General features: G+C 69.8%; 21 protein-coding genes. 9 read left to right on the top strand and 12 right to left on the bottom strand.

The features are described 5' to 3' along the window. The coding region (locus GA0070561_RS23955) for a type I glutamate--ammonia ligase (RefSeq protein ID WP_482194122.1) at window positions 1–867 on the top strand (867 nt) is incomplete at its 5' end. Between the two features lie 82 nt (window positions 868–949). Here the strand turns inward: GA0070561_RS23955 and GA0070561_RS23950 are convergent. Then, on the bottom strand, window positions 950–1,387 hold the full coding sequence (locus tag GA0070561_RS23950) for an ATP-binding protein (protein ID WP_167362481.1): 438 nt from the start codon (window positions 1,385–1,387) through the stop codon (window positions 950–952). A gap of 194 nt (window positions 1,388–1,581) precedes the next feature. Between GA0070561_RS23950 and GA0070561_RS23945 the strand changes: the two genes are divergently transcribed. Further along, window positions 1,582–2,838 (top strand): PP2C family protein-serine/threonine phosphatase, encoded by a 1,257-nt coding sequence (locus tag GA0070561_RS23945; protein WP_091405192.1) that lies wholly within the window; start codon window positions 1,582–1,584, stop codon window positions 2,836–2,838. Window positions 2,839–3,062: 224 nt separating this feature from the next. After that, entirely contained in the window at window positions 3,063–3,821 is a 759-nt protein-coding gene (locus GA0070561_RS23940; protein ID WP_167362480.1) for a GAF and ANTAR domain-containing protein, read from the top strand. Window positions 3,822–3,946: 125 nt separating this feature from the next. Here the strand turns inward: GA0070561_RS23940 and GA0070561_RS23935 are convergent, their stop codons facing one another. After that, a complete protein-coding gene (locus GA0070561_RS23935) occupies window positions 3,947–4,762 on the bottom strand; it encodes a SigB/SigF/SigG family RNA polymerase sigma factor (protein WP_091405186.1) in 816 nt (271 codons plus the stop codon). A 312-nt stretch (window positions 4,763–5,074) separates the two neighbouring features. Between GA0070561_RS23935 and GA0070561_RS23930 the strand changes: the two genes are divergently transcribed. From GA0070561_RS23930 to GA0070561_RS23920, 3 genes are all read left to right on the top strand, one after another. Continuing rightward, window positions 5,075–5,416, top strand: coding sequence for a hypothetical protein (locus GA0070561_RS23930; RefSeq protein WP_141710444.1), 342 nt, complete (start codon window positions 5,075–5,077; stop codon window positions 5,414–5,416). A 137-nt stretch (window positions 5,417–5,553) separates the two neighbouring features. Beyond that, window positions 5,554–6,840, top strand: a complete 1,287-nt coding sequence (locus tag GA0070561_RS23925) for a serine/threonine-protein kinase (RefSeq protein WP_091405181.1) — start codon at window positions 5,554–5,556, stop codon at window positions 6,838–6,840. 84 nt (window positions 6,841–6,924) lie between these two features. Then, entirely contained in the window at window positions 6,925–8,700 is a 1,776-nt protein-coding gene (locus tag GA0070561_RS23920) for a substrate-binding and vWA domain-containing protein (RefSeq protein WP_091405179.1), read from the top strand. A 96-nt stretch (window positions 8,701–8,796) separates the two neighbouring features. Here the strand turns inward: GA0070561_RS23920 and GA0070561_RS23915 are convergent, their stop codons facing one another. The 10 genes from GA0070561_RS23915 to GA0070561_RS23870 all read right to left on the bottom strand — a co-directional run bounded on the left by GA0070561_RS23915 (window position 8,797) and on the right by GA0070561_RS23870 (window position 19,308). Beyond that, on the bottom strand, window positions 8,797–9,804 hold the full coding sequence (locus GA0070561_RS23915) for an ABC transporter permease subunit (protein WP_244166407.1): 1,008 nt from the start codon (window positions 9,802–9,804) through the stop codon (window positions 8,797–8,799). Window positions 9,805–9,809: 5 nt separating this feature from the next. Beyond that, window positions 9,810–10,691: an ABC transporter ATP-binding protein gene (locus GA0070561_RS23910; protein ID WP_091405173.1), complete on the bottom strand. Its 882-nt coding sequence runs from the start codon at window positions 10,689–10,691 to the stop codon at window positions 9,810–9,812. Then, window positions 10,688–11,077 (bottom strand): GntR family transcriptional regulator, encoded by a 390-nt coding sequence (locus tag GA0070561_RS23905; RefSeq protein WP_091405364.1) that lies wholly within the window; start codon window positions 11,075–11,077, stop codon window positions 10,688–10,690. Before GA0070561_RS23905 ends, GA0070561_RS23910 begins: the two co-directional genes overlap by 4 nt. Window positions 11,078–11,259: 182 nt before the next feature. Then, complete coding sequence (iolB, locus tag GA0070561_RS23900; protein ID WP_208603852.1) at window positions 11,260–12,084, bottom strand: 5-deoxy-glucuronate isomerase; 825 nt, start codon at window positions 12,082–12,084, stop codon at window positions 11,260–11,262. Between the two features lie 45 nt (window positions 12,085–12,129). Beyond that, window positions 12,130–13,314 carry a glycoside hydrolase family 88 protein gene (locus tag GA0070561_RS23895; RefSeq protein ID WP_091405170.1) on the bottom strand — a complete coding sequence of 395 codons (1,185 nt, stop codon included), beginning with the start codon at window positions 13,312–13,314 and terminating at the stop codon, window positions 12,130–12,132. Window positions 13,315–13,398: 84 nt separating this feature from the next. After that, entirely contained in the window at window positions 13,399–14,076 is a 678-nt protein-coding gene (locus GA0070561_RS23890; protein ID WP_091405167.1) for a hypothetical protein, read from the bottom strand. A 5-nt stretch (window positions 14,077–14,081) separates the two neighbouring features. Next, window positions 14,082–14,978 (bottom strand): carbohydrate ABC transporter permease, encoded by an 897-nt coding sequence (locus GA0070561_RS23885; protein ID WP_091405162.1) that lies wholly within the window; start codon window positions 14,976–14,978, stop codon window positions 14,082–14,084. Next, complete coding sequence (locus tag GA0070561_RS23880) at window positions 14,978–15,841, bottom strand: carbohydrate ABC transporter permease (RefSeq protein ID WP_225855315.1); 864 nt, start codon at window positions 15,839–15,841, stop codon at window positions 14,978–14,980. The genes GA0070561_RS23885 and GA0070561_RS23880 overlap by 1 nt, the downstream gene beginning before the upstream one ends. Window positions 15,842–15,957: 116 nt before the next feature. Further along, a complete protein-coding gene (locus GA0070561_RS23875) occupies window positions 15,958–17,262 on the bottom strand; it encodes an ABC transporter substrate-binding protein (RefSeq protein WP_091405157.1) in 1,305 nt (434 codons plus the stop codon). A gap of 42 nt (window positions 17,263–17,304) precedes the next feature. After that, entirely contained in the window at window positions 17,305–19,308 is a 2,004-nt protein-coding gene (locus GA0070561_RS23870; protein WP_091405155.1) for a DUF2264 domain-containing protein, read from the bottom strand. A 382-nt stretch (window positions 19,309–19,690) separates the two neighbouring features. Between GA0070561_RS23870 and GA0070561_RS23865 the strand changes: the two genes are divergently transcribed. From GA0070561_RS23865 to GA0070561_RS23855, 3 genes are all read left to right on the top strand, one after another. Next, window positions 19,691–20,830 (top strand): substrate-binding domain-containing protein, encoded by a 1,140-nt coding sequence (locus GA0070561_RS23865; RefSeq protein ID WP_091405151.1) that lies wholly within the window; start codon window positions 19,691–19,693, stop codon window positions 20,828–20,830. A gap of 677 nt (window positions 20,831–21,507) precedes the next feature. Further along, a complete protein-coding gene (locus GA0070561_RS33260; protein WP_141710443.1) occupies window positions 21,508–22,170 on the top strand; it encodes a hypothetical protein in 663 nt (220 codons plus the stop codon). Window positions 22,171–22,370: 200 nt separating this feature from the next. Beyond that, complete coding sequence (locus GA0070561_RS23855) at window positions 22,371–22,979, top strand: response regulator transcription factor (RefSeq protein ID WP_091405353.1); 609 nt, start codon at window positions 22,371–22,373, stop codon at window positions 22,977–22,979. The last annotated feature ends 115 nt before the right edge of the window (window positions 22,980–23,094 follow it).

Genomic DNA, 23,094 nt, shown 5'->3' with positions numbered 1-23,094 from the left:
CCGGTCGACCACTACGCCGACCTGCGTGACTCGATCGTGCGCCGCCTCGTCGACACCGGCTTCAACGTCGAACGCTCACACCACGAGGTCGGCACCGCCGGCCAGTCTGAGATCAACTACTGGTTCTCCACCCTGCTGCACGCCGGTGACCAGCTCCAACTGTTCAAGTACATCGTGAAGAACGAGGCCTGGGCCAACGGTAAGACCGCCACGTTCATGCCCAAGCCGCTGTTCGGCGACAACGGCTCCGGCATGCACACCCACCAGAGCCTCTGGCTCAACGGCGAGCCGCTGTTCTACGACGAGACCGGCTACGCCGGCCTGTCCGACATGGCCCGCTGGTACATCGGCGGTCTGCTGCACCACGCGCCGTCGCTGCTGGCCTTCACCAACCCGACGATCAACTCGTACCGCCGCCTGGTGCCGGGCTTCGAGGCGCCGGTCAACCTGGTCTACTCGCAGCGCAACCGGTCGGCCTGCACCCGCATCCCGGTCACCGGCGCGAACCCGAAGGCCAAGCGCGTCGAGTTCCGCGTCCCGGACCCGTCGGCCAACGTCTACCTGGCCTTCTCGGCCATGATGATGGCCGGCCTCGACGGCATCAAGAGCAAGATCGAGCCCCCGACGCCGATCGACAAGGACCTCTACGACCTCCCACCCGAGGAGTGGGGCGACGTCAAGCAGGTCCCCGGCTCCCTCGCGCAGGCGTTGGACTCCCTGGCTCACGACCACGACTACCTGCTCGCGGGCGGCGTCTTCTCCCCGGACCTGATCTCCACCTGGGTCTACTGGAAGCGCGCCAACGAGGTCGAGCCCATGGCGCTACGCCCGACCCCGCACGAGTTCGCCCTCTATTTCGACTGCTGAACTCGACGTACGGCAGGTCGCCGTGCCGCGCCAGCGCCGGCGAGACAGTTACGAGCAGTTCCTTCAGCCGCGCGGCTGACGGCTAGCCGAGAGTGCCGCTGGCGCGCGCCGCGATGCGGATGGTGGTGCCTGCGGGTCCGCTGTCGACGAGGAGGTAGTCGGCCATCTGCCCGACCACCCACAGGCCCATTCCTCCCGTATCGGACAGGGGCGGTCGCTCGGCGGGCGGAACGTAGCGAGCGGTGTTGAACCCCCGCCCCTGGTCGCTGACCTCACAGGTGAGCCGGCGGTCCAGGAGCAGGCGTAGGTCACCGCTGCCGCCCCCGTGCCGAACCACGTTGATCATCAGTTCGTTGACCGCGATGACCCAGTTCTCGATGTCGTCGTGGTCGAGGCCGCACCGGCGACTGACGGCCTCAACCTCGTGTCGGACGCGGTTGAGGTCGGCGAGGGTGAATGACGTCGAGAGCAGGGGTTTCCTGGCGGTGGGGGCATGGTGGTCGAGCGGCGGGTTCACCATCGATTCCCCTCCCTGTCGGACGTGAAGCCGGTGACCTTGCCGGTGGCATTGGGGTGGACAGCGTCCCGGAACGGGTTCACCAGTCGACCATTGCATCAATGTGACTTGGGAAGGTACCCCACGTCGGAGGCACGACACTGTTGATCTCGCTCCTGACGTGCCGTCGGCGGCGTGCCGGCGTCTAGGCTGCTTGAGTGGCTGATGCGGAGGTGGTGACGAACGAGGAGCGGCTGCGACGTATCGAGGCGATCACCGATGCTGCCCTCTCGGGGCTGAACGTCGCCGAGTTGCTCGACGAGCTACTTGAGCGGGTCCGGGACCTGCTCAAGGTCGACACCGCCACCATCCTCCTGCTGGACGACCACACCGGCGAGCTCGTCGCGACAGCGGCCAAGGGCCTGGAGGAGGAAGTACGTCGAGGTTTCCGCGTCCGGGTCGGACGCGGCTTCGCCGGACGAGTGGCGGCGACACGCGCGCCGGTCACGATCCATGACGTCACGCCCGACGATGTGGTCAATCCCATCCTGCTCGCCACGGGCGTACGTGCCCTGCTGGGTGTGCCCATGCTCGCCAACGGCAGCCTCGTCGGCGTACTACACGTCGGCTCCCTGGCCCTGCGGCGGTTCGGCCCGGAAGACGTGAAGCTGTTGCAGCTCGTTGCCGATCGCGCCAGCCTCGCAGGTCAGGCTCGAGCGCAGGTCCTCGACCGGCAGGCGGCGCTTGCCCTGCAACACAGCCTGCTGCCCGGCCGACTACCCGACATCCCCGGCCTGGACCTGGCCGCCCGGTACGTGCCCGGCCACGACCTGGGCATCGGCGGCGACTGGTATGACGTGTTCACGTTGCCCTCGGGCTGGTTGGGCGCCGTCATCGGTGATGTCTCCGGCCACGGGCTGCCCTCCGCCGTCGTCATGGGACGCATCCGCAGCGCGCTACGCGCCTACGCGCTCGATTCCGACGATCCCGCCGTGGCGCTGACCTCCCTCGACCGCAAGATCCACCACTTCGAGGCGGGCACTCTCACCACCGCCGTCTACGCCCTGATTGCACCCGACCGCACGACGGTGCACCTCTCCTCCGCAGGCCATCTGCCACCGCTGCTGGCTGTCCCCGGCCATCCCACCCAGCCTGTCAACCTGACGGTGGACCGGCCCCTCGGCGTGGGCCGACCATCAACCAGTCGCCGCACCACCGTCCTGGACCTACCGCCGGGCGCGGCGCTCGTCTTCTACACCGACGGACTGGTCGAACGTCGCAATGAGCTGATCGATACCGGCATCGGGCGCCTCGCCGGCGCCGTGCGGTCCGGGCCAGCCGAGGCGTTGTGCGACCACATCATGGTCACCACCGCGGAAGAGCACCCTACGGACGACATCGCTCTGCTGGTCATCCGCCGCCAACCACCATCGGATCAAGCCGCTGGGGCAGCTGATTCGGATGTACTGCGATAACCGACGGCTATCGCGCCGTTGTCGGATCGGTCAACGCCTGCAACCGCAGCGCGGCCGGAGCCAACGTGCTCGGAGGAGCGCGCATCGGGTCGGCTGGCTGTGCTGGGCGCGAACGACAGGGTCCTGCGACTCCTGCGGATCAGTGGGCTCAGCCGGCTGCTCGGATGATGCGTAAGTTGACCCGGATGGGGCACTGGACCATCGACTGTCGAAGGAGATTTCTCATGGCGAAGCCACCGTATTCACCGCCGGGATCCCGACGGGAAGTACGCGGCGCGCTCGCGGATGGTCTGGTCGGTCTCGCCGAAACCCCGAATGACGCCTCATTGATCGATGATCTGTTGCAGCGGATCGTGCAGTTGACCGCTGACCTCGTAGCCCCGGTGAGTTATGCGTCGGTCACACGGACGCGCGACGGCGCGCCGACAACGGTCGCCATGAGCAGCGAGATCGCACTCGCTGTCGACCTCGCCCAGTACGCCGACCAGACCGGGCCGTGCCTGGACGCGCTCGACGTCGGTGTGCCCGTCGCCGTGCCGGACATCGCGGCGACAATGGCCTGGCCCAGGTTCCGCGAGGCGGCGCTGGGCCTGGGTCTGCGGGCATCGCTGTCCATCCCGCTGTTCGCCGGTGCCGGCGTGCCCGTCGCCGCGCTCAACCTCTACGGCCATGATCCCGACATGATGGCACCGCTGACCGACCGGATCTGGACGGTGTACGACCCGGAGCGCACCCGCACCGGAGCCTCCGATCCGCCGTCGTCGGATCCGGGCACCGAGGAACTCGTCAGCGGACTCATCGAGGCCTTCGCCGTGCGTGCCGTGATCCAGCAGGCCCTCGGCATGATCATGCACCAGCGGCACAGCACGGCCGAGGAGGCCTACCTGATCCTGCGGGTCAAGGCGGCCGAGACCGGTAGATCGCTCATCGAGACCGCGACCTCCACCAGACAGCACGATGACAGGCCCATACCCGGAAGCTAGGGCGCTGGACCAGCTGCCAAGATCACACCCTGATCGCCACCCTGCCGTTCCGGCATCACGGCGAGGGCGCCGTCGGCCCTGCGGCGGCCGGACCCACCGACCGCCGCAGGTCACCGGCCCGCCCCTCACGGGATGGCAGTGAGCTGCACCCTCAGCTTGGCCAGCGCACGGGTCAGCAGTCGGGAGACGTGCATCTGTGACACCCCGATCTGCTCGGCGATGCTCTGCTGGGTCAGGTTGCCGTGAAAGCGAAGTGCGATGACCCTCCGTTCCCGGTCGTCAAGGATCGCCACCGCCGACGTGAGAGCCACTTTCAGCTCGGCCAGGGCGAGTTCGTTGTCGTCGCCGCCGAGAGTGTCGCCCAGTTCCCTGGAGGTCGTGCCATCGCCGAACGGGGTGGACAGTGAGACCGCGTTGTAGGCGCGGGCGCCTTCCAGCCCTTCGAGGATCTCCTCCTCCGTGAGGTCCAGGTGTCGGGCGATGTCGGCGACGGTCGGCGAGCGGCCCAGCAGCTGGGTGAGGCTGTTGTTGGCCTCGCCGATGGCCATCCGCCGCTCCTGCAGCCGCCGGGGAACGCGGACGTCCCAGGTGCGGTCACGGAAGTGACGCTTGATCTCCCCCACGATGGTGGGGACCGCGAAGCTGACGAATTCGATTCCACGGGACGGGTCGAACCTGTCGATCGCGTTGATCAGCCCCAGTGCCGCCGTCTGGGTCAGGTCCTCGTTCGGCTCGCCGCGGCCGTTGTAGCGCCGGGCGAGGTGATGGGCCAGCGGAAGCCAGGCCTCGATGGCCCGGGCGCGGGCGGCGGGCCTGGACGGGTGGCCAGCCGGCAGCGCGACCATCACGGCGAGGAGGTGACTGGCCGGCGACTCAGGTGTGGTGCTGCGGTCAGCCAGGCTGTTCGTCTGTGCAGGCCGGCCTGTCGAAGTGATGGTCATGGTTCCTCCGCTGTCCGGTGTGGGCGTCGTCGCGACCCCCGCGTGGGGAGGTCGCGTCGTGCTCAGACCGGGCGAGTCGCCAGCCGTCTGCAAACCTGTATCAATGGACATCAGGTGGGCCTTCACGGCCGCTGCGGTTGCTGGCTCGTCGGGTCACGTGCGGACCTCCCGAGACTCGGGATCGTGTCGGGCACGTGGCTTGACCCAGAGAAGAGCCTAGAACGGTCGGTGAAGTTCTGCCACTGGACCGCAACCGCGCCGGCCGCCCGGCGCCGACACGAAACCGCGGCGCCGGCACGCGGGCTGCGGTGGGTGTCGCTCCACTCCGACAGGCTGAGTCGCCGCTCACCCAGCTCCCGCCGGTACAGCGAGGGACGCGCCGCCCACTGGCTGCTCCTGCTCGCCGCCGACCGCGTGGACGTGGTCGAGGGCACCTTGGCGTCGTTCCTGACCCGCCATCCTGACAATCCGATCACCGAGACCGGCGTCCTGAGCGAGTTCACGCACCACGGGCTATCGTCACGCCTGCGCGGCAAGCGGGTCGATCGCGTACACCACCCACTCGACCCGGTCCTCGTCGCCGCACCCTGGGTGTTGGCCGCGGGGGTCGCCTACCTGGCCCTCCGCCGGGTCGCCGGCCGCACGAAGACCTAGGTCGGCAACGTCCCCGGCGAGTGGGCGCTCTTCGACCTCGATCCACGGTTGAACGTCCTCGGTCGTCGGCGGCCGACATGGCACGATGACCATGTCCTGCGCCGCCGGTGGCCGGGCACGACGCTGATGGAGTCGGGATGTCAGAGCTGGCCGGCCCGCCGGTGCCAGGGTTGACGAAACTGTGGACGCACGACCCGGTCACCGCCGGCCCGTATCGCCTGGTCGGGCGATTGGGGGCGGGTGGGCAGGGGGTCGTCTATCTCGGCGAGGACGACGCCGGTGACCGGGTCGCGGTCAAGATGGTCAACGTCGATCTGAGTGATCCACGGGCGCGGTCGCAGTTCGTCAAGGAGATCGCCGCCGCCCGCCGGGTCGCTCCGTTCTGCACCGCGCAGGTGCTCTTCGCCGAGGTGGATGGCGAGCGGCCCTACGTGGTCAGCGAGTTCATCGAGGGCCTGACCCTGCACCGGCACGTCCGCGAGCGTGGTCCGGTGACCGGTAACGCTCTGCACCGGCTCGCGGTCGGCACCGTCACGGCGCTGGCGGCGATCCACAGTGCCGGGGTGGTGCACTGCGATCTGAAGCCGGACAACGTCGTGCTGGGCCAGGACGGTCCTCGGGTGATCGACTTCGGTATCGCTCGGGCGCTGGGCAACACCGAGACGGCGTCCAGCCGGGTCATGGGGACCACCGCGTACATGGCGCCGGAGCGGTTCCGCGACGACGCGATCGGTCCACCCTGCGACGTCTTCGCCTGGGCGGCCACGATCGCCTTCGCCGCCGGTGGTCGGCCGCCTTTCGGCAGCGATTCGCTCTTCGCCGTGATGCACCGGGTGCTGCACGATCCGCCCGACCTGCCGGCGATGCCTCCCGTTCTGGACGAGCTGATCCGGGAGTGCCTGGCCAAGGATCCGGCGGACCGGCCGGCTGCCGAGCGCGTGTTGGTGCGGCTGCTTCGGCAGGACGGCAGGGTCACCGAGCCGCTACGTCGGGAGAGCCTGCTCGAGGTCGGCAACGAGACCGCGGGCGCGCCGACGCCGGACCAACCGCTCCCCCAGATCACGCCGACGGCGCCGCAACCGGGCGCGACGCAGGTTCCGGCCCGGCCGACGGTGCCGACCCAGGCCCGACCGGTTCAGCCGGCGCACCTGCCGGTGCAGACCCAGCCGACGCACCTGCCACCGACGGAGCCCGGCGTTGGTGCTGTAGGAGGCGGCACGTCGCGGCGACTGCATAGTGAGGCCCTTGACGCCTGGGGCATCTCGACCGCGCTCTTCCTGGGTTCGGTTGGCGCCGCCGCCGGCTACGTCGCGTCGAGCGCGGTCGGCCCGGCCGCCGCGGTCGGCGCGGTCGCCTTCGTCGTGGTCTACGTGGTTCGACTGCTGGTCGCGACGGCCCTCGGGAGACGGTCCGACCGCGGGTGACCGGCGCCCTGGGGTCGAGGTCGCCGACTGGCGCCGGATCGATAGGTTGACTGCCACCAGCCGCCCGCCGAGGAGGACGTCCCGATGGCCCCACCCGCTACGCGTACGCGGCAGTGGTTGCCGTACAGCGCCGCCGTCACCGCCGGGCTGGTGGTCATCGCCGGGGCGTTCGTGTTCGTCCGGCAGCGCGAAGCGGGCAGAGACTGCGCCACCATCCTCCAGGTCAACTCCTCGACGGAGAAGGCGGCTCTGCTGGTCGACCTGGCCGAGCGTTACAACCGCAGCGACCGATCGATCAAGGGCGGCGGCTGCGCCCAGGTGCACGTCAGCGCGTTGAACTCGGGCAAGGCCACCGAGGCCTTGGCCACCGGCTGGACCCACACCGGCCTGCCGCAACCACAGGTCTGGCTGCCGACGTCGAGCCTGTGGACCGGCCAGCTCCGGCTGCTCGACGAAGCCGCCGGGCGGGAGCTGCAGACTCCGGACCAGTACCCGTCGATCGCCAACAGCCCGCTGGTGATCGCGATGCCGCAGCCCAAGGCCGAACTGGTACGCAAGCAAGGACCGCTGGGCTGGGGAGAGATCCTGGACCTCTCCGGGCGGGACGGGTGGGCGGGCTTCGGCAAGCCGGAGTGGGGCCGCTTCACCTTCGGCAAGGACAACCCGAACCTGTCCACCTCCGGGCTGGCGGCGACCATCGCCACCTACTACGCGGCGGTGCAACGGGCCAGTGACCTGACCCAGTCCGACCTGGCAGACCCGGAGGTCACCCAGTTCGTCCGCCGGATCGAGGCCAACGTGTCGCACTACAGCGACGACTCGGTGGACCTGCTGCGCAGCCTCGCCGAGGCGGACCTGGCCGGCGGGGCGGGTAGCACGGACGACATGAGTGCCATCGTCCTGCAGGAGGAGCTGGTGGACCTCTACAACACCGGCGCGCTGAGCCCTCGGCAGGAAGGGCAGGAGCGGGGCCGCCGGCCGAACGTCCCGCTGGTCGCCATCCATCCTAAGGAGGGCACGTTCAACCTGGACCACCCGTTCGTCGTGCTGCCCTCCGCCGATGAGCGGCAGCGCGCGGCGGCAGCCGACTTCCAGAAATTCCTGACCGAGGACACCCAGCAGGAGAGATTTGCCCGCCTCGGCTTCCGGGATCATGAGCGCCGCGCCTCGGCGGAGTTGCTTGCCAGCGTCGGCGCCGAACCCACCGGCGGGCTGAGCTACTTCGAGCCGCCGGAGCCACAGGTGGTCGGCGCGATGCTGGACGGCTGGCGCACACTCCGCAAGAAGGCCAACATCCTGATCGCCCTGGACACCTCTGGGTCCATGCTGGCCAAGGTCGGCACCCGTACCCGTTTCCAGGTGGCCTCGGCAGCGGCGGGCAAGGGCCTCGCCCTGCTCAACACCGAAGACCGGGTGGGGCTCTGGTCGTTCTCCTCGGAGACGCAGCAGCAGCCGAAGAGCCCCTATCGGCAGGAGGTACCTCTCGGCGGGTTCGATCAGAAGCGGATCAACAGCAAGATCGCCGGCCTGGAGGTCGCGGGCAGCACCGCGCTCTACGCGACGATCCGGGCCGCACACCGAGAACTGCTCGACCGGTACGACCCGCAGCGGATCAACGCGATAGTGGTGCTGACCGACGGCAAGAACGAGTACAACAAGGACAACGACCTGGCCCGGTTGCTCGCCGAGGTCGCCCTGGACCCGCGGCGTCCGGTGAAGGTGTTCTGCATCGCCTTCGACCGGGAGTCGGACTTCGCCACCCTGGACCGGATCGCGAAGGCGTCCTCGGGCAAGGCCTTCGACGCCACCGATCCCGCGAAGATCGACGAGGCGTTCGTGAAGCTTGTCAGCAGCTTCTGACGCTCTGCCGGCTGGCATTGAGGCGTCCCGGCCGACAGCTACGGGCTGACAGACCCATGGGGGCAGGCGCTCGACCTGCCCCCACCCGCCCTGCCGTCAGACCAGTCGGCGGCGGACCCACCAGAGGGAGAACAGGGACAGCGCGACGGTCAACGCGAACAGCACGCCGAACTCCCGCCATTGCAGGTCCCAGAACTTCGAGCCGGGCACGTAGCTCACCTTCAGGCTGAGGTTCTGCTCCCCCAGCCATCTCTGGCACGCCTCGCGCCCCCCGGATGCCCTCGGACCGCACTGGGTCATGTCGGCCGGACCAGTGAACTCCGCTCCGGTCGAGGTGATCGTGGTGCTCGACACGATCCAGTCACCCCTACGGTCGGGCTCGACATGGACCGTCATCCGCCCGGTGTCGGGGCTCATCGAGATCCCGAAATCACCGTCGAAGTGCAGGGGGCTCACCGTGGTGACCGGCTGGGCCAGCCAGGGGCGCACCACGAACGGGGCGGCGATCTGCAGGCTGATCACCACCAGCAGGGTCACCGCCATCGCGGCGAGAGTCCGCCGCAGCAGCAGCCCGGTGGCGACACCCACCACGAAGGCCAGCGTCGCGTAGCCAACCGGCACAATCCCCCGGGCCGCGAACACCAGCGGGTTCATCCGGTCCGCCGAGGCCCCGTCGATCGGCTGTGCCCACTCGGTCAGCACCAGGCTGAGCAGGCCGGCACCGAGCGCGGCGGCACCGCAGCCAGCCGCCAGTTTGACCAGCAGCCAGCGGCCGCGGCTGACGGACTGACTGAAGACCATGCGGTATGTGCCGGACTCCAACTCCCGGGCCACCAGGGGCGCGCCCCAGAAGATGCCCACCAGGGCAGGTAGCAGGTACAGGGCCCCGATGGCGGCGATGTGGAACTCACTCGCCCATCCCGGTTGCAGCGCCTGGAGGAACGCCTCGCCGGCGGCACGACAGGCATCGCCCTGGCAGCCGGTGTATCCGGTCTCTCTGGCCAGCTGCGTCACCTCCGACCAGGTCAGCGCCAGACCGCCCAGGAGCGCCAGCAACAGGGTGCCGGTGGCCAGGGCCGGGGTCCGGAACTGCCGCCAGGTCATCCAGATCATCGTTGTCCCTCCAGAACCCGGTCCGGCCCGTCGCCGGTGGCACCGCTCATGTACGCCAGCACGATGTCCTCCAGGTCCAGCCGGTCGACCTGCCAGGACGGGTCGACGATCGGCGCGGTGCTGCGCACCACCAGGGTCGACTGCACCTCGGTGTGACTCTGCTCGACCAGGGCTCGCCCGGCACCCAGGTCGGCGGTGTCGCGCCGCCGCCCGACCAGACGGTGGTGAGTGGCGAGCAGGTCGTCCACGTCGCCGGCCACCCGCACCCGAGAGGCGACCAGCACGATCAGGTGGTCACAGACCCGTTCCAGGTCGGCGACCAGGTGCGAGGACATCACGATGCTCATGCCCTGCTCTGCAGTCAGCTCCATCAGCCCCTGTAGGAAGTTGCGCCGGGCGAGCGGGTCGAGTGCCGCCACCGGCTCGTCGAGCAGCAGCAGATTGGGGCGCTTCGCCGCAGCGACGGTCAGGGCCAGTTGGGCGCGCTGGCCCCCGGAGAGCTTGCCCGCCTTCTGCGCCGGGTCCAGGCCGACCTGGTCGATCCGCCGCTTGGCGAGCGCAGCGTCCCAGGACGGGTTGAGGTGCGCGCCCATCCGCAGGTGGTCGGCGACGGTCAGGCCGGCGTAGACCGGCGTGTCCTGCGCGACGAACCCGACCTGCGGCGACCCGCTGACCGGCCGCGCGCCGAGCACCTCGATCCGCCCCGCGGTCGGATCGAGCAGCCCACAGGCCAGTTGCAGCAGCGTGGACTTACCGGCGCCGTTCGGCCCGACCAGGCCCACGACGTGGCCGGCCGGAATGTCCAGAGTGCAGTCCTTCAGTGCCGAGCGCCGCCCGTAGCGCTTGGTCAGACCGTCCGCGATCAGGGCGCTAGTCATCCTCGGGCCTCCGAAAATGCCCGAAAGCTGCTGAGGAAGAGCGCCTCGATGCTCTCGTCGTCCAGGCCGGCCTCCCGTGCCTCGGTCAGCCAGCGGGCCAGGCCCTGCCGCAGCGGCTCGTGCTTGCTCAGCGAGTCGCCGACCAGCGTGCGGGTGACGAACGTGCCCAGCCCGGGCCGGGCTATGACCAGGCCCTCGTATTCCAACTCGCGGTAGGCCTTGGACACCGTGTTCGGGTTGATCGCGACCCGGGCCACCACCTCCTTCACGGTGGGCAGCTTGTCGCCTTCGTTCAGGACTCCGAGCCGGAGCGCGTGCCGTACCTGTCGGATGAGCTGCATGTACGGCGCGACCCCGGACCGTGCGTCCAGGTGGAACTCGATCACCTCGCCACCCCATTTCACTAGTTGCCTAGCACAATAGGGCCATCGAAGGTCTGTTAGCTAGCGAATGACGTCACCTCGCACCACGGGTTCTCGGACGACCACCCGTCGAGCCCCGCCAAGGCCCCGGAACGGAGGCAGAGGAACGACGGCAGCCGCCGTTGCGATGGGTCCCTCCGACGTCACTACAGGCCCAGGCCCCGCAGGGTGGGTACCGTCTGGCCCACCCAGGCGAGGTCGGCGTCCTCGCGAGCACCCTGGGTGCGTTGCGTGCCGGCCAGGAACCACAGGAAATAGGTCGTGTAGCCGGGTGCGCTGACCACTGTGTGGTACCCCTCGGGCATCATCTGCATCACGTGGTCACGGATGGTGACGTTCTCCTCGTACCCGTCGTCGGTGTAGACCCGGCTGATGCCGAACCCGTTCGCCGGGTTGACGCGGTAGTAGTACATCTCCTCGTGTGCGGCCTCGGCGGGCAGGTCGTCGACCTTGTGCCGGTGTGGCGGGTAGGTGCTCCAGTTGCCCGAGGGCGTGTAGGTCTCGCCGACGATGAGCCGGCGGGCGGGCAGGTCCGGCTGGGAGACTTCGGTGAGGATCTGGTGATAGGTACGGCCGAAGTTGGCCGCTCCCCAGCGGCCGCTCACGACCTGCTCCGGTGCGATGACATAGGGATCGGTGGCCAGTTCGCTGGGTGCGCTGGGTAGGGCTATCTCCACGGCGGTGACCGCCTCGACGGTCACCGCGGAGCCGGCCGGGATGTAGACGGAGTGCGGCTTGCCGGAGAAGACGTCCGGACGTTGGCCGACCTGCGGGAAGTGGCGGTCGGCGACGGTGAAGCTGGCCGTGCCACCGAGGATGACGGCCAGGATCTCCCGGTCAGCGGACTCGCCGGTCCAGGACTCGCCGGCCGACAGCCGCAGCACTGTGAAGTCCAGCAGTCGACAGGGATTGAAGGGCAGCGTGTTCCGGCCGTCAACGGCGGGAACGGAGCAGTGGTAGCGGTAGTCCATGGTCACCTTTCGGGATGCGGGGCGGAGCGGGTCGGTGCACGGTGGTCACCAGGGGCTGGTCCAGCCCGGAATGGTGGCGCGGGTGAGGGCTTCCAGGTAGAAGTAGTCGCCCCACAGGGTTCCCTCGTCGACGCCGACGCTCTTGGGTTTGTCGTAGACGCCGTGCAGGATCAGCGCGTTCGAGACCGGATGGCCGTCGGTGGAGTAGTGGCCGATGAGCGAGCGCAGGATCTCGGCGGCTGCTGTCCGGTACCGGTCGGCGCTGGCCGTGTCGGTGAGGCCGTCTGCCAATTCGACCAGGCCGCAGGCGGCGATGGCCGCGGCCGAGCTGTCCCGCTCCTGGCCGCTGCCGTCGCCGAACACCAGATCCCAGTACGCGACGTGGTCGTCGGGCAGGTGGGCGAGGAAACGGTCGGCGCAGGTCCTCGCGGCGGTGAGCAGCGCCGGGTCGCCGATGTGCCGGTGGTTGAGGCTGAACCCGTAGATGCCCCATGCCTGCCCGCGCGCCCAGCAGGAGTGGTCGGCGTGGCCCTGTTCGGTTTCCCCGCGTAGCGGCTCGCCGCTAGCCGGGTCCCAGTAGAAGGTGTGGAAGGTGGTGCCGTCCGGGCGCAGGATGTGCTGGCGCAACTGAGCGGTGTGCCGGCGGGCCGCGGCGGCGTAGCGGTCGTCGCCGGTGGTCTGGCTGGCCCAGAAGAGCAGCGGCGTGTTCATGAGGCTGTCGATGATCGTGCGCCCGCGTTGGCGGGGGTCGTTCAGGTCGCCCCAGGCCTGGATGATTCCGGCGGGTTCGAGGACGCGCGTCATCAGGTGGTCGGCGGCGGCGAGAGCTGCGTCCCGGGCCTGTGGGTCGCCGGTACGGCGGGCCGGGGTGACGCAGGCGAGGGTGTAGAGGAACCCGAGGTCGTGGGTGTCCAGGTCGATGCCGTGGGTCATCCGGGCCGCGAAGCTGTCCACATGGGAGAGCGCGGCCCGCAGGTGGCGCTCCGCACCGGTGAGGTCGTGTGCCAGCCAGAGCATGCCGGGCCAGAAGCTGGTGGTCCAGCCGACGTTGGCGCCTTCGGGCTGGCCTCCGCTCGGTGGCCGGAGCGGGTAGCGGTTGGCGACGGTGGTGTCCGCGGGGTACCGGTCGCCAAAGGTGGCGATGTTCGCGTCGACGGTACGTATCGCGGCGGCCACCGCGGCCGCCGTGGCCTCTGCGTCGGAGCTGGGACGGACGTCGGTCGCCGTCATGGATGCTGTTCTCCCTCGTGTGTCCGGTCCGGTGCCGGGCAGGTGTCTCATCGGCGTCCCGGCTTGGTGGCCGGAACGTGGTGTTCAGGTGCTCTGGGGTGCGGTCGTCGGTGGGTCGAGGGCGGCGCGCACTGTGAAACGGCTGTTGGCCCATACGACGTAGAGCAGCGGCGCGGCGGCGAGGCCGAGGGCGATCGCGGGGCGGGCCGCCAGGATCTGGGCGAGCAGCACGAGGATGAGCAGGGAGGCGACGGTGAGGTACCAACGGCGCACCGCCAGATACACGCAGGCGCGGGCCACCTCACGCAACCGCGCGGTGGGTCGGTCGGCGATGGTCACCAGCCCGAGCAGCGTGGTAGCGATGGTGAGGACGATCAGGGTCGCCAACACCGGCAGGGCGAGTGCGCCGACCCGGTGGCCCCACGCGGCGCGGGCGTCGACGGCGAGCACGACCAGGGCGGCCATGGCTGCCGCCGTCCAGAGCATCGCCGGCCGGGCAGTGGCTCGCCAGGCGCGGCCGTAGGTGCGCAACACACCGCCGGAGTCGCCGGCGGAGTAGGCGGACATGACAGCGAAGACCGCGCAGAGCCCGGGCGCGCAGAGCGGGGCGGTCAGCGCGTACAGCGGCCACGAGCGTGCCGCCTCGGTGGTGAACACGAGCGTCACCAGAGGAAGGCAACCGAGCACCAGCAACAGGTTGGTGACGAGCGCGACGTAGAACCCGTCGAAGATGGCGGTGATGGTGTTGTGGCGCGAACGCATGGACCTCAACCCTTCAGTCCGGTCGTGGCGATGCCCTCGATGAAGTGGCGCTGGCCGAGCAGGAAGATGACAGCGACCGGCAGCACGGACAGCACGGAGCCCGTCATGATCAGCGCGTACTCGGCGTTGTACTGGGAGATGAAGGTGTTCAGCCCCAACTGGATGGTGCGCAGTTCCGGACTGCGCAGGTAGATCAGGGGGCCGAGGTAGTCGTTCCAGGTGGTCACGAACGTGAGCAGGGCCAGGCTGGCCAGCGCCGGTCGGGACAGCGGCAGCATGATCCGTCGGTAGATGCCGAACTCGCTGAGACCGTCCACCCGCGCCGACTCGCTCAGCTCCTCGGGGATCGTCTCGTAGAACTGCTTCATCAGGAACACGCCGAACGCGCCGAACGCCTGCAGCGCGACGATCGACCACAGCGTGTTCGACAACTGCAACTTCGACATGAGGATGAACTGCGGAATCATGTACGACTGCCAGGGCACCGCGATCGTCCCGACGTACGCCAGGAAGAGCGCGTTGCGGCCGGGAAAGCGGACCCGGGCGAAGCCGTAGGCGGCGAAGCTCCCGGTCACCACCTGCAAAAGGGTGACGACCACTGACAGCAGCAGCGTGTTCCCCAACCACGTCGTCATGTCCGAGCGCTGCCAGATGTCGAGGTAGTTCCGCCACACCACGGGATCGGGGAGCCAGGTGATCGGGATGGTGAAGACGTCGCTGTTGGTCTTCAACGACGCCACCACCATCCAGTAGAACGGCAGCAGCAGCCCGGCCGCCGCGAGCACGAGGGCGGCGTACCCGACGAGCCGCCAGCCCAGGGACCGGACCGGTCGGCTGGGCGCGCTGCGGTTGCCGGGGGCGGCGACGGCCGGGGCGGGCAGCGGGAGGTCGGTAGCGGTCATCAGCTGTTCCTCCGCTTGTTGACCATGAACTGGATGACCGTGATGGTGAAGCAGATGGCGAACAGGACGACGGAGACCGCCGAGGCGTAGCCGAACTGGTTCTCCTCGAAGCCCTTCTGGTAGATGTACTGCGAGAGCACCAGGGTCGACTGGCCCGGTCCGCCGCCGGTCATCACGAGGATGAGGTCGAAGACCTTGAAGCTCTCGATGGTGAGCAGCACGGTGACGAAGAAGGTGGTGTGCCGCAGCCCGGGGAGGGTCACGTGCACGAACCGCTGCCACGGTGAGGCGCCGTCGGTCTCGGCCGCCTCGTAGAGCTGGGCCGGGATGGTTTGCAGGCCGGCCAGGAACAGCAGCATGTAGTAACCCATGTACCGCCAGGTGCCGACGATGATGACCGCCGGCATCGACCAGGTCGACGACGTGGTCCAGCCTGGCGCATTGTCCACCCCGACGGCGCCGAGGAGAGCGTTGATCGGGCCGTACTCCGGGCTGAACAGCTGGTTCCACACGATCGCGATCGCCACGATCGAGGTGATGTAGGGGAAGAACGCGACGGTGCGGAAGAACCGCACGCCGCGCAGTTTGCGGTTGAGCAGCAGCGCCAGCCCGAGTGACGCCGCGAGGGTCAGCGGGATGTGGAAGACGGTGTAGTAGACGGTGTTGCGCAAAGCGGTCCAGAAGCTCGCGTCACCCCACATCCGCCGGAAGTTGGCGGTGCCGGTCCACTCGGCCACCCCGAAGACGTTCCAGCTGGTGAAGGCCACGTAGAACAGCACCGCGACGGGCAGGAGGGTGAGCACGGCGAAGCCGACGAAGTTGGGCAGGATGAACGACCAGCCGGCGACCGTGTTGCGCGACACCAGCCGCCGGTTCCTGGGTCTCGTGCGCGGCAATGTTGCCATAGGGAGTCTCCGGGAGCGTTCGGCATGGTGGCGGGACCGGCGTGCGGCTCAGGCGCGCCGGACCCGCCATCAGCTCACTGGTTGAGGACCTCGTTCTTGGCGCGGGCCTGCGCCTTGCTCAGCTCCGCGTCGACACCCTTGCTGTCGGAGAGGATCGCCGAGTGCGTCTCGTTGAGGAGGTTCTGCAGGCCGGCGGTGTGCTTCGACACCGGGTTCTCCGGCTTGATGGTGTGCTTGGCGTAGGCGAACTTCGACAGGTCGTCCTGCGGTACGCCGTCCAGCCCGAACAGCGTCGCGGTGACCGCGTCGGTGACCTGGGCCGGGGTGATGCCGATCCCGGCCAGCGCCTTGGCGGCATCCGAACCGGCCGCGTACTGCAGGAAGGCCTTGGCCGCGGCGGTCTTGGACTTGCTGATCTTCGGGTTGATCCCCAAGCCGGTCGGGTCACCGAAGGTCACAGGTGTGGCGGAGGTGCCGGTGGTGGACTTGTCGAACTGCGGCGCCGGGGCGATCCCCCACTGGAACTTGTCGGCGTCACCGCTCTGTCGCTGGTTGAGCAGCGTGGCCACGTACCAGGTGCCCATCAGCACCATCGCCGACTGCTGCTTGCCGAACTGCGCCTGGTACGTGAGTTTGTTGGTCTTCGCGGTGCCGAAGCTCGGCTGCGCGCCGGCCGCCTGCAGGTCCAGTGACCGCTCGTAGTACGGCTTCAGGTAGCCGAAGTCTCCGGAGAGCAGGTCCGCGTTGGGGGTCTGGGCGAGCGCGAATCCCTGCACTGTCGACTGGAAGGTGTGCTGGTACGCGCCGGTCGCGTTCGAGCCGGCCCCCTTCAGCCCGGTGTGCAGTCGCTTCGTCGCGTCGGTGTAGTCGTCCCAGGTCCAACTGCCGTCCGGCGGCGCCACCTTCGCCTTCGCGAACAGATCCTTGTTGTAGAAGAGCACCCAGGAGTCCTGCCGGTACGGCACCGCGTACGTCTTGCCATCCACCTGGTAGGACGCGAGCGCCGGGCTCGAGCCGAGATCTGAGGTGACGTCGGAGACGTCGAGCAGCTGACCACCGCTCTGGTACGTGTAGAAGTTCTTGAGGTTCTTCATGACGTAGACGTCCGGGGCGGTGCCGGCGGCCAGATCCGTGATCATCTGGGTGTCGTAGTCGTTGCCCGGGGCGTACTCCTTGAGCTCCACCGTCACGTTCGGGTGGCTCGCCTTGAAGCCGTCAGCGAGCGTCTTGAACTCGGGCGTGGACGACAGGCTCCAGCCAGCCAGGGTGATGGTCACCGGGGCATTGGGGTCGACTGGCTCGTCTCCGCCGCCGCAACCGGCGAGAACAAGCGTCAGGGCCGTCGCAGCGCTGATGACGGCCGGTATCGCACGCTTCATCCCTCTCTCCTTAGGTCAAGGGGCCCGGACGGGCCCGCACTGCTACCAGGACGCCGGGGTGGGCCCGGCACGCTCCGTGTCCAGACGGGTCGACGTGCTGATCCCGTCGGGCCAGTCGACCGCCAGGTGGAGGCCGCGGCCGTCCTCGTCGACCACGGCCTGGCATGCCCGCCGGGCCGTGGTCGCCGGCACCCTGGACAGCTCGGTGAAGGTGGCGGCCCATGCGCCCGGCCGGACGGGGTGGTCCAGCCATGGCACGACCAGCCCGCCGGCCAGGGGCCCGCCGTGCGGAACGGCGGTGACGCCGGCCGTTCCGCCGCCGTGAACGCTTTCGAGCCAGCTGGTCAGGTAGGCCCCGGTCACGACCGCCACACCGCCGCCGGCGGTGGCCGTCGCATCCCCGGCAACGGCCCAGCCGCCGATCCGTAGCCGCAGCGCAGCGGCCTCGACGCCGTCGGCGAGGCCGTCGACGCGGGTCAGACGTAGCTCCCAGGGGCCGCGGACCAGCGAATACACCGTGAGGTGCCCGGCCGGTCGGGACCGGCCCACCCGGCCGCCGCCATGGTCGCGCTGACCCGGATCCGGGTCGACCCAGTGGGCGATGGCACGTGACCCGGCCACGCCCACGCCGTCGGTGTCGACGTGAACGGTCAGCAGGCGCATACCGGCGCGGTGGGTGACCCGGCCCGCGTCGTCGACGAGAGTGACGGACTGGTCGAGCGGACTGGCCCAGCCGCTGTCGTCGAGGACCGGGGTGGTGGCGGTGGAGTAGCCCAGTCGGGCGTAGAGCGGGGAATCCGAGACGGTGGCACCCTCGACGGCGTGGTCGGTGCCGTGGTTGACGACGCGGACGATGCCGTCGGCACGGGTGCCGGAGACCAGCCAGCCTGGCGCGTGTATCGCCCGCACCTCGTCCGGCTCCTCGACCGGCAGCGGCTCCTCGGCGCTCGTCCACACCGGATGGTCGGCGGGTAGCGCGATGCCGAGCAGTCCCTTGCTGGCCCAGTACGGCGAGCCCGGCCCGGAGTACGACTGCGCAAGTCGCGGCCAGGGCCCGTGCCAGCCGAGGGTGAGCAGGCCTCGTTCGTCCAGGGCGCCGTTGGCGACGAAGTGACGCACGATGCGGGTGGCCGCGCCGCGCAACCGCCCGAGGCTGACCGAGGGCACGCCGGCGATGGCGCCGACCCAGAACGGCGCCGCCGCGGCGAAGCGGTAGGTCAGGCTTCGCCCCTGGATCAACGGTGATCCGTCGGCGCCCACGAGCGCGACCGCGTCGCTCAGGAAGCGGTCGAGGCCGGCCAGGTCCCGTTCGCGGCGCTGCTCGGCCAGGTCCGCTGCGCCGGCCATCCGGGCCCACAGCGTCGGATAGAGGTGCAGGGCCCAGCCCACGTAGTGGTCGTAGGCGCGGTGCGGCCCGTCGGACATCCAGCCGTCCCCGCGGACGAAGCCGTCATGAGTGGTCAGGTCCTCGTTCATCTCGTCGAGCGAGTGCGGCCCGCCCACCGAACGCAGGAAGGTCTGTACGACCAGCCGGAACCAGACCCAGTTGATCCGTGGGTACGTGTCGTCGCCGACGGCCGGGCGCAGATAGTCCACTACCCGATCGCGCACCACGGACGGCAGTCGATCCCAGATCCACGGGCGGGTCATGTCCAGGACCAGCGCGATGGAGGCGGCCTCCACCTTCGCCTGGGGGTGCTCGTCCAGGCGCACCCAACGGTCTGGAGAGCTCGGGTCGGTGCCGGTGGTGACACCCGCCGCGTACCGGTCCACGAGTTCGTCCAGGCCCACGCCTCGTGCACCCGCGATGCGGAAGCCGGCCAGCAGAAAGGTGCGGGCGAAACCCTCCAGTCCGTCGACGGCCCGCCCGTAACCGCCCTCCGGCCCGGGAACGGTGACGAGGGCGTGTCCGGGCGACGCGAACGGTCGGGCGGCGGCGAGCATCCGGTCGGCGAGGGCCAACCAGTCATCCCGGCTCCAGGTCGCGGCGGTAGCGACATCCGGGTCCGTCGCCGGTGCCACCTGGCCGGTCGTCCCGAACGTCATCCGTGGTCCTGTCGCATCGATCCGTCTCCGTCGAATGTGGCGAGCGGGGCGTTGCCCATGAATGTGACGCGCAGGCATCCGCAGGGTTTCCGAAGTAAAACGCTCACAAAGGAGCAAGTCAATGCCGTTCCCAAACCGATGTGGACACACTCGATCAAGAGAGCACACAACACGGTATTGACACGCCAAGTGCTCTGATACGATCAGAATCGTTCACAGTCGCTCTATCAGTCCGAGGAGCCATGACCGGCGCAGACCGCTTCGCGGGCCCTCTGGCGGCGGCATGGCCAGCGGTCGACGTCACCGGGATCGGCCCGGCCGGCGAGGTCGTCCGTACCATGCAAGAGCTTTCGCCGCACGAAGCGTTCCTCGGAGGTCCCCCATGACCAAGGACAGCCCCGTCGTCGCCACGGCGGAGGCCCCCCGAGCGCCGCTTCAGGTCGCCCGCCGCCAGCAACTGCTGGCAGCCCTGCAACGCGACGGCTCGATGCGCATCTCTGACCTGTCCCACGTGCTTGGTGCCGCGCCGGTCACCATCCGGCGCGACATTGCGGAGCTCGCCGCCGAAGGGTTGGTTCGCCGGGTCCACGGTGGGGTCGCCCTGATCCTGCCGGACGACGTCCCGGCAGCCGACGAGCCACCCGCAGCAGGCCTGGACCCGCTGGTCGGGCGCGCCCTCGGCATGCTCGTGCCCTCCTTGGACTACTACTGGCCGGACGTGGCTCGCGGCGTCGAGGGGGCCGCCCGCGAACTGGACATGCGCGTGGTCCTGCGCGGCTCCTCCTACGACAGTGAGGACGACCAGCCGCAACTGGCCCGCATGGTGGGGCGGATGGACATCGACGCGCTGATCATCGCGCCGAGCATGGACGCACCCACCGCCGAGCGCACCATCGAGTGGCTCGACCAGGTCGGTGTCCCGGTTGTCCTGCTGGAACGCACCGCCACGGTAGGCAGCCACCACGCGGTCATGGAGTCGGTGGTCACCGACCACGCCCTCGGTGCGGCCATGGCGGTGCGCCACCTCACCTCACTCGGACACCGCAAGGTCGGCCTGGTGCTCGATGCCAACAGCCCCACCAGCCAGCACGTGCGGCGCGGCTGGCTCGACGCCGCGACCGAGTGCGGCCTCGACTCGGACGCGACGGTGGTGGCCGTGGTACCCGACGCGCGGTCACCCGAGCGAGACGTCGTGCTCAACGGCATCCTCGACCAGTGCCGGGCGACCGGGACGACGGCGCTGCTGGTGCACGCCGACGCCGAGGCGATCGCGCTGGTGCAACACTGCGAGGAACGGCACCTGTCCGTACCCGGCGACCTCTCCATCGTGGCGTACGACGACGAGGTCGCCGGGCTCTTCAGCCCGCCGCTGACCGCGGTCCGACCGCCGCGACGCTCGATCGGACGAGCCGCCGTGCGTCTCGTCGCCGACCGGCTCGCCGACCCCGACCGCCCGACCCACCGGATCGTCATCAGCCCATCGCTGCGGATCCGGGAGTCGACCGCGCCGCCACCCGCGTAGGCGGTCACCCCCCCCGTCCGGGACGTTCGCCGATCAGGGACCAGCCGTGCGACGGGCAGCCGGCCTCCGCATCGGATGGAGTGCGCCCGCATCCCGCCGACGAGCGCGCATTCACCGGATGCGGTTGCGTGAGCGCACCGCTACGATGGGTCAGCAGTCCAGAGGGAAGGGATCGTGCCCGCGTGCGAAGTCCCGTCAGCGGAACCGCGCCGGCGTCTGCGCCGGACCGGTCCGCGCCGCTTGCGGCCGGTCGGCTGCGCAGGTTCGCCCGACGACTGGTGCTGATCGCGGCCGCCGTCGGGGCCGGTTTCGTCGTGGCCACAGTGTTTCAGGGGCCGGCCGCCGCCGACGGGATGCCCAGCGGGTCCGGTGACGAGCCTCATCGGAGGATCGGTGCTCTGGTCGAGTCGGTTGCGCGGCTCACGGTCGCCGAGCGCCCCAGCCAGGACAGTCAAAGAGCCGCGGCTGCCGACGACCGCCGCGGCGACAGGCCCCGTGCCCCGCTGGTGGTGCCCAGCGGTGGGGTGGCCGCCCCCCGCGAGGATCCGCCCGCGACGGAGCCGCGACGGGCGGCGGGTGCGTCGAGGCTCGGCGCATCAGTCTCACCCGGCGCCGCGGAGCGCGAAAGGCTCCGACCGGTCTCCGTGGCCCGCGCGGTTCATCGTTCGGCTCACCGGGTGGGCCTGTCGCGGCCGGCCGCCGATCCACCGCGACAGCCGGCCACCGTCGCCCCCGACCCGTCGGCGGTGCGTACGCCGACCGAGTCAACAGTGGTCGGCCTGGTCACCGCTCCCCTGCCGTACGTCGTCGACATCGTGAGAGCGGTGCCGATCAGGCCCGTCGTCATGGGGCTCCTCCGGGTCACCGATGCCGTTCTGCCACCCCCTCTCTGCCCCGTGATCGTTCCGGGGGCGGCGGCACCTCCACTGCCCGCTCCCCCAGCGCTCGGGCCGACCGCCGTGCCGGTGACCGAACCGGCTCCCGCACTGACAGTTCCGACGCCACCGACGGGTCCGACGCTGACCCCCGTACGCGTCGCGGCGCCGCCGGCCCCGGCCGCGCCACCGCCGATGTCCGTCGTCGGCCCCGCGCGGGCCACGGCCCCGACGGGGCACCTCGCCGCACGCCCGGCACCGGTGGCCGCGACGGGTCTACTTTCTGGTGAGCCCGTCGCACCCGCCGACCAGGACGCCGCCGGCGTCGACAATGGATCGGCGCCCGCACCGGGGCTGGTCCGGCCGGTCGACCGGCAGTCGCACCTCGGTGCCGGGCAACGCTGCGATCTCGTGCCGCTTATGGTCGAGAGCCGAACTCCGTCGGCGATCGCCCGCCCGGGCTGAGGCGGGTCGACCGACCCCGGTGGCTGGCCCGAGCGGCCGGCCTGTCGCACCCGCTGGTCGGTCGATCAGTGCCCGCGCCGTCCGCCGCGACGATGCCGCGGGCCGATGCCCACCCGTCTGTAGCGCACGACGCCCTGACCAACCCGTGGACGTTCCGGGATCGGTGGCCGTCGTGGCGCGTACCGGAGATCGGAGAAAACGTGGTGATCCACGTTGTTGTCGCCGAGGACATGGGTTTGCTCCGCGGGGCGCTCTGCGCCGCGCTGTCACGCGAGGAGGACATGAAGGTGGTCGCCGACGTCGAGGGTGTCGGTGAACTGTTGACGGTGGTCCGGCGGTGCCGACCACAGGTGGTGGTGCTGGCACTGACACCGGAACTGCCCGACCCGGTGGAGGTGGTCGCCCGGATCGACGTCGAGGCGCCGCACGCCGCCGTGCTGGCGATGAGCCCGCGGTGGAGTCCGGCGCTGGTGGAGGCGGCGCTGGCAGCCGGCGCGCGCGGCCTGGTCGGGAAGGACTGCTCGCTGGCCGAGTTGGTGCGCGCGATCCGCGCGCTCGCGGCCGGGGAACGGGCGATCGACCCGGCCGCGGCGATCGCGGTGCTGAGTCCCCCGGAGATGCCGTTGACGCCTCGGGAGATGGACGTGCTGCGGATGGCAGCCGAGGGTCTGCCCCTGAAGGAGATCGCCGTCCGCCTTTACCTGGCACACGGGACGGTGCGCAATCACCTGTCGGTGATCCTGCGTAAGACCGGGGCCCGCAACCGGTTGGAGGCGGTGTCGCGCGCGAGGCGTAACGGCTGGCTGTGACCGTTTGGGGGCGGGTCCGGAACTCCACAGGACCCGCCCCCGTCGCCGTGCGGCGCCACCGGTTGCGTGTTTGAATGTTGACGTTGTGTGATTGCCATCGCAGTGCGGGAAGGTT

The sequence above is a fragment of the Micromonospora saelicesensis genome (assembly GCF_900091575.1).
GTDB classification, from domain to species: Bacteria; Actinomycetota; Actinomycetes; order Mycobacteriales; family Micromonosporaceae; genus Micromonospora; species Micromonospora saelicesensis.
The sequence above is the reverse complement of the archived record's forward strand: the minus strand, read 5'-3'. Positions and strand labels throughout refer to the sequence as shown.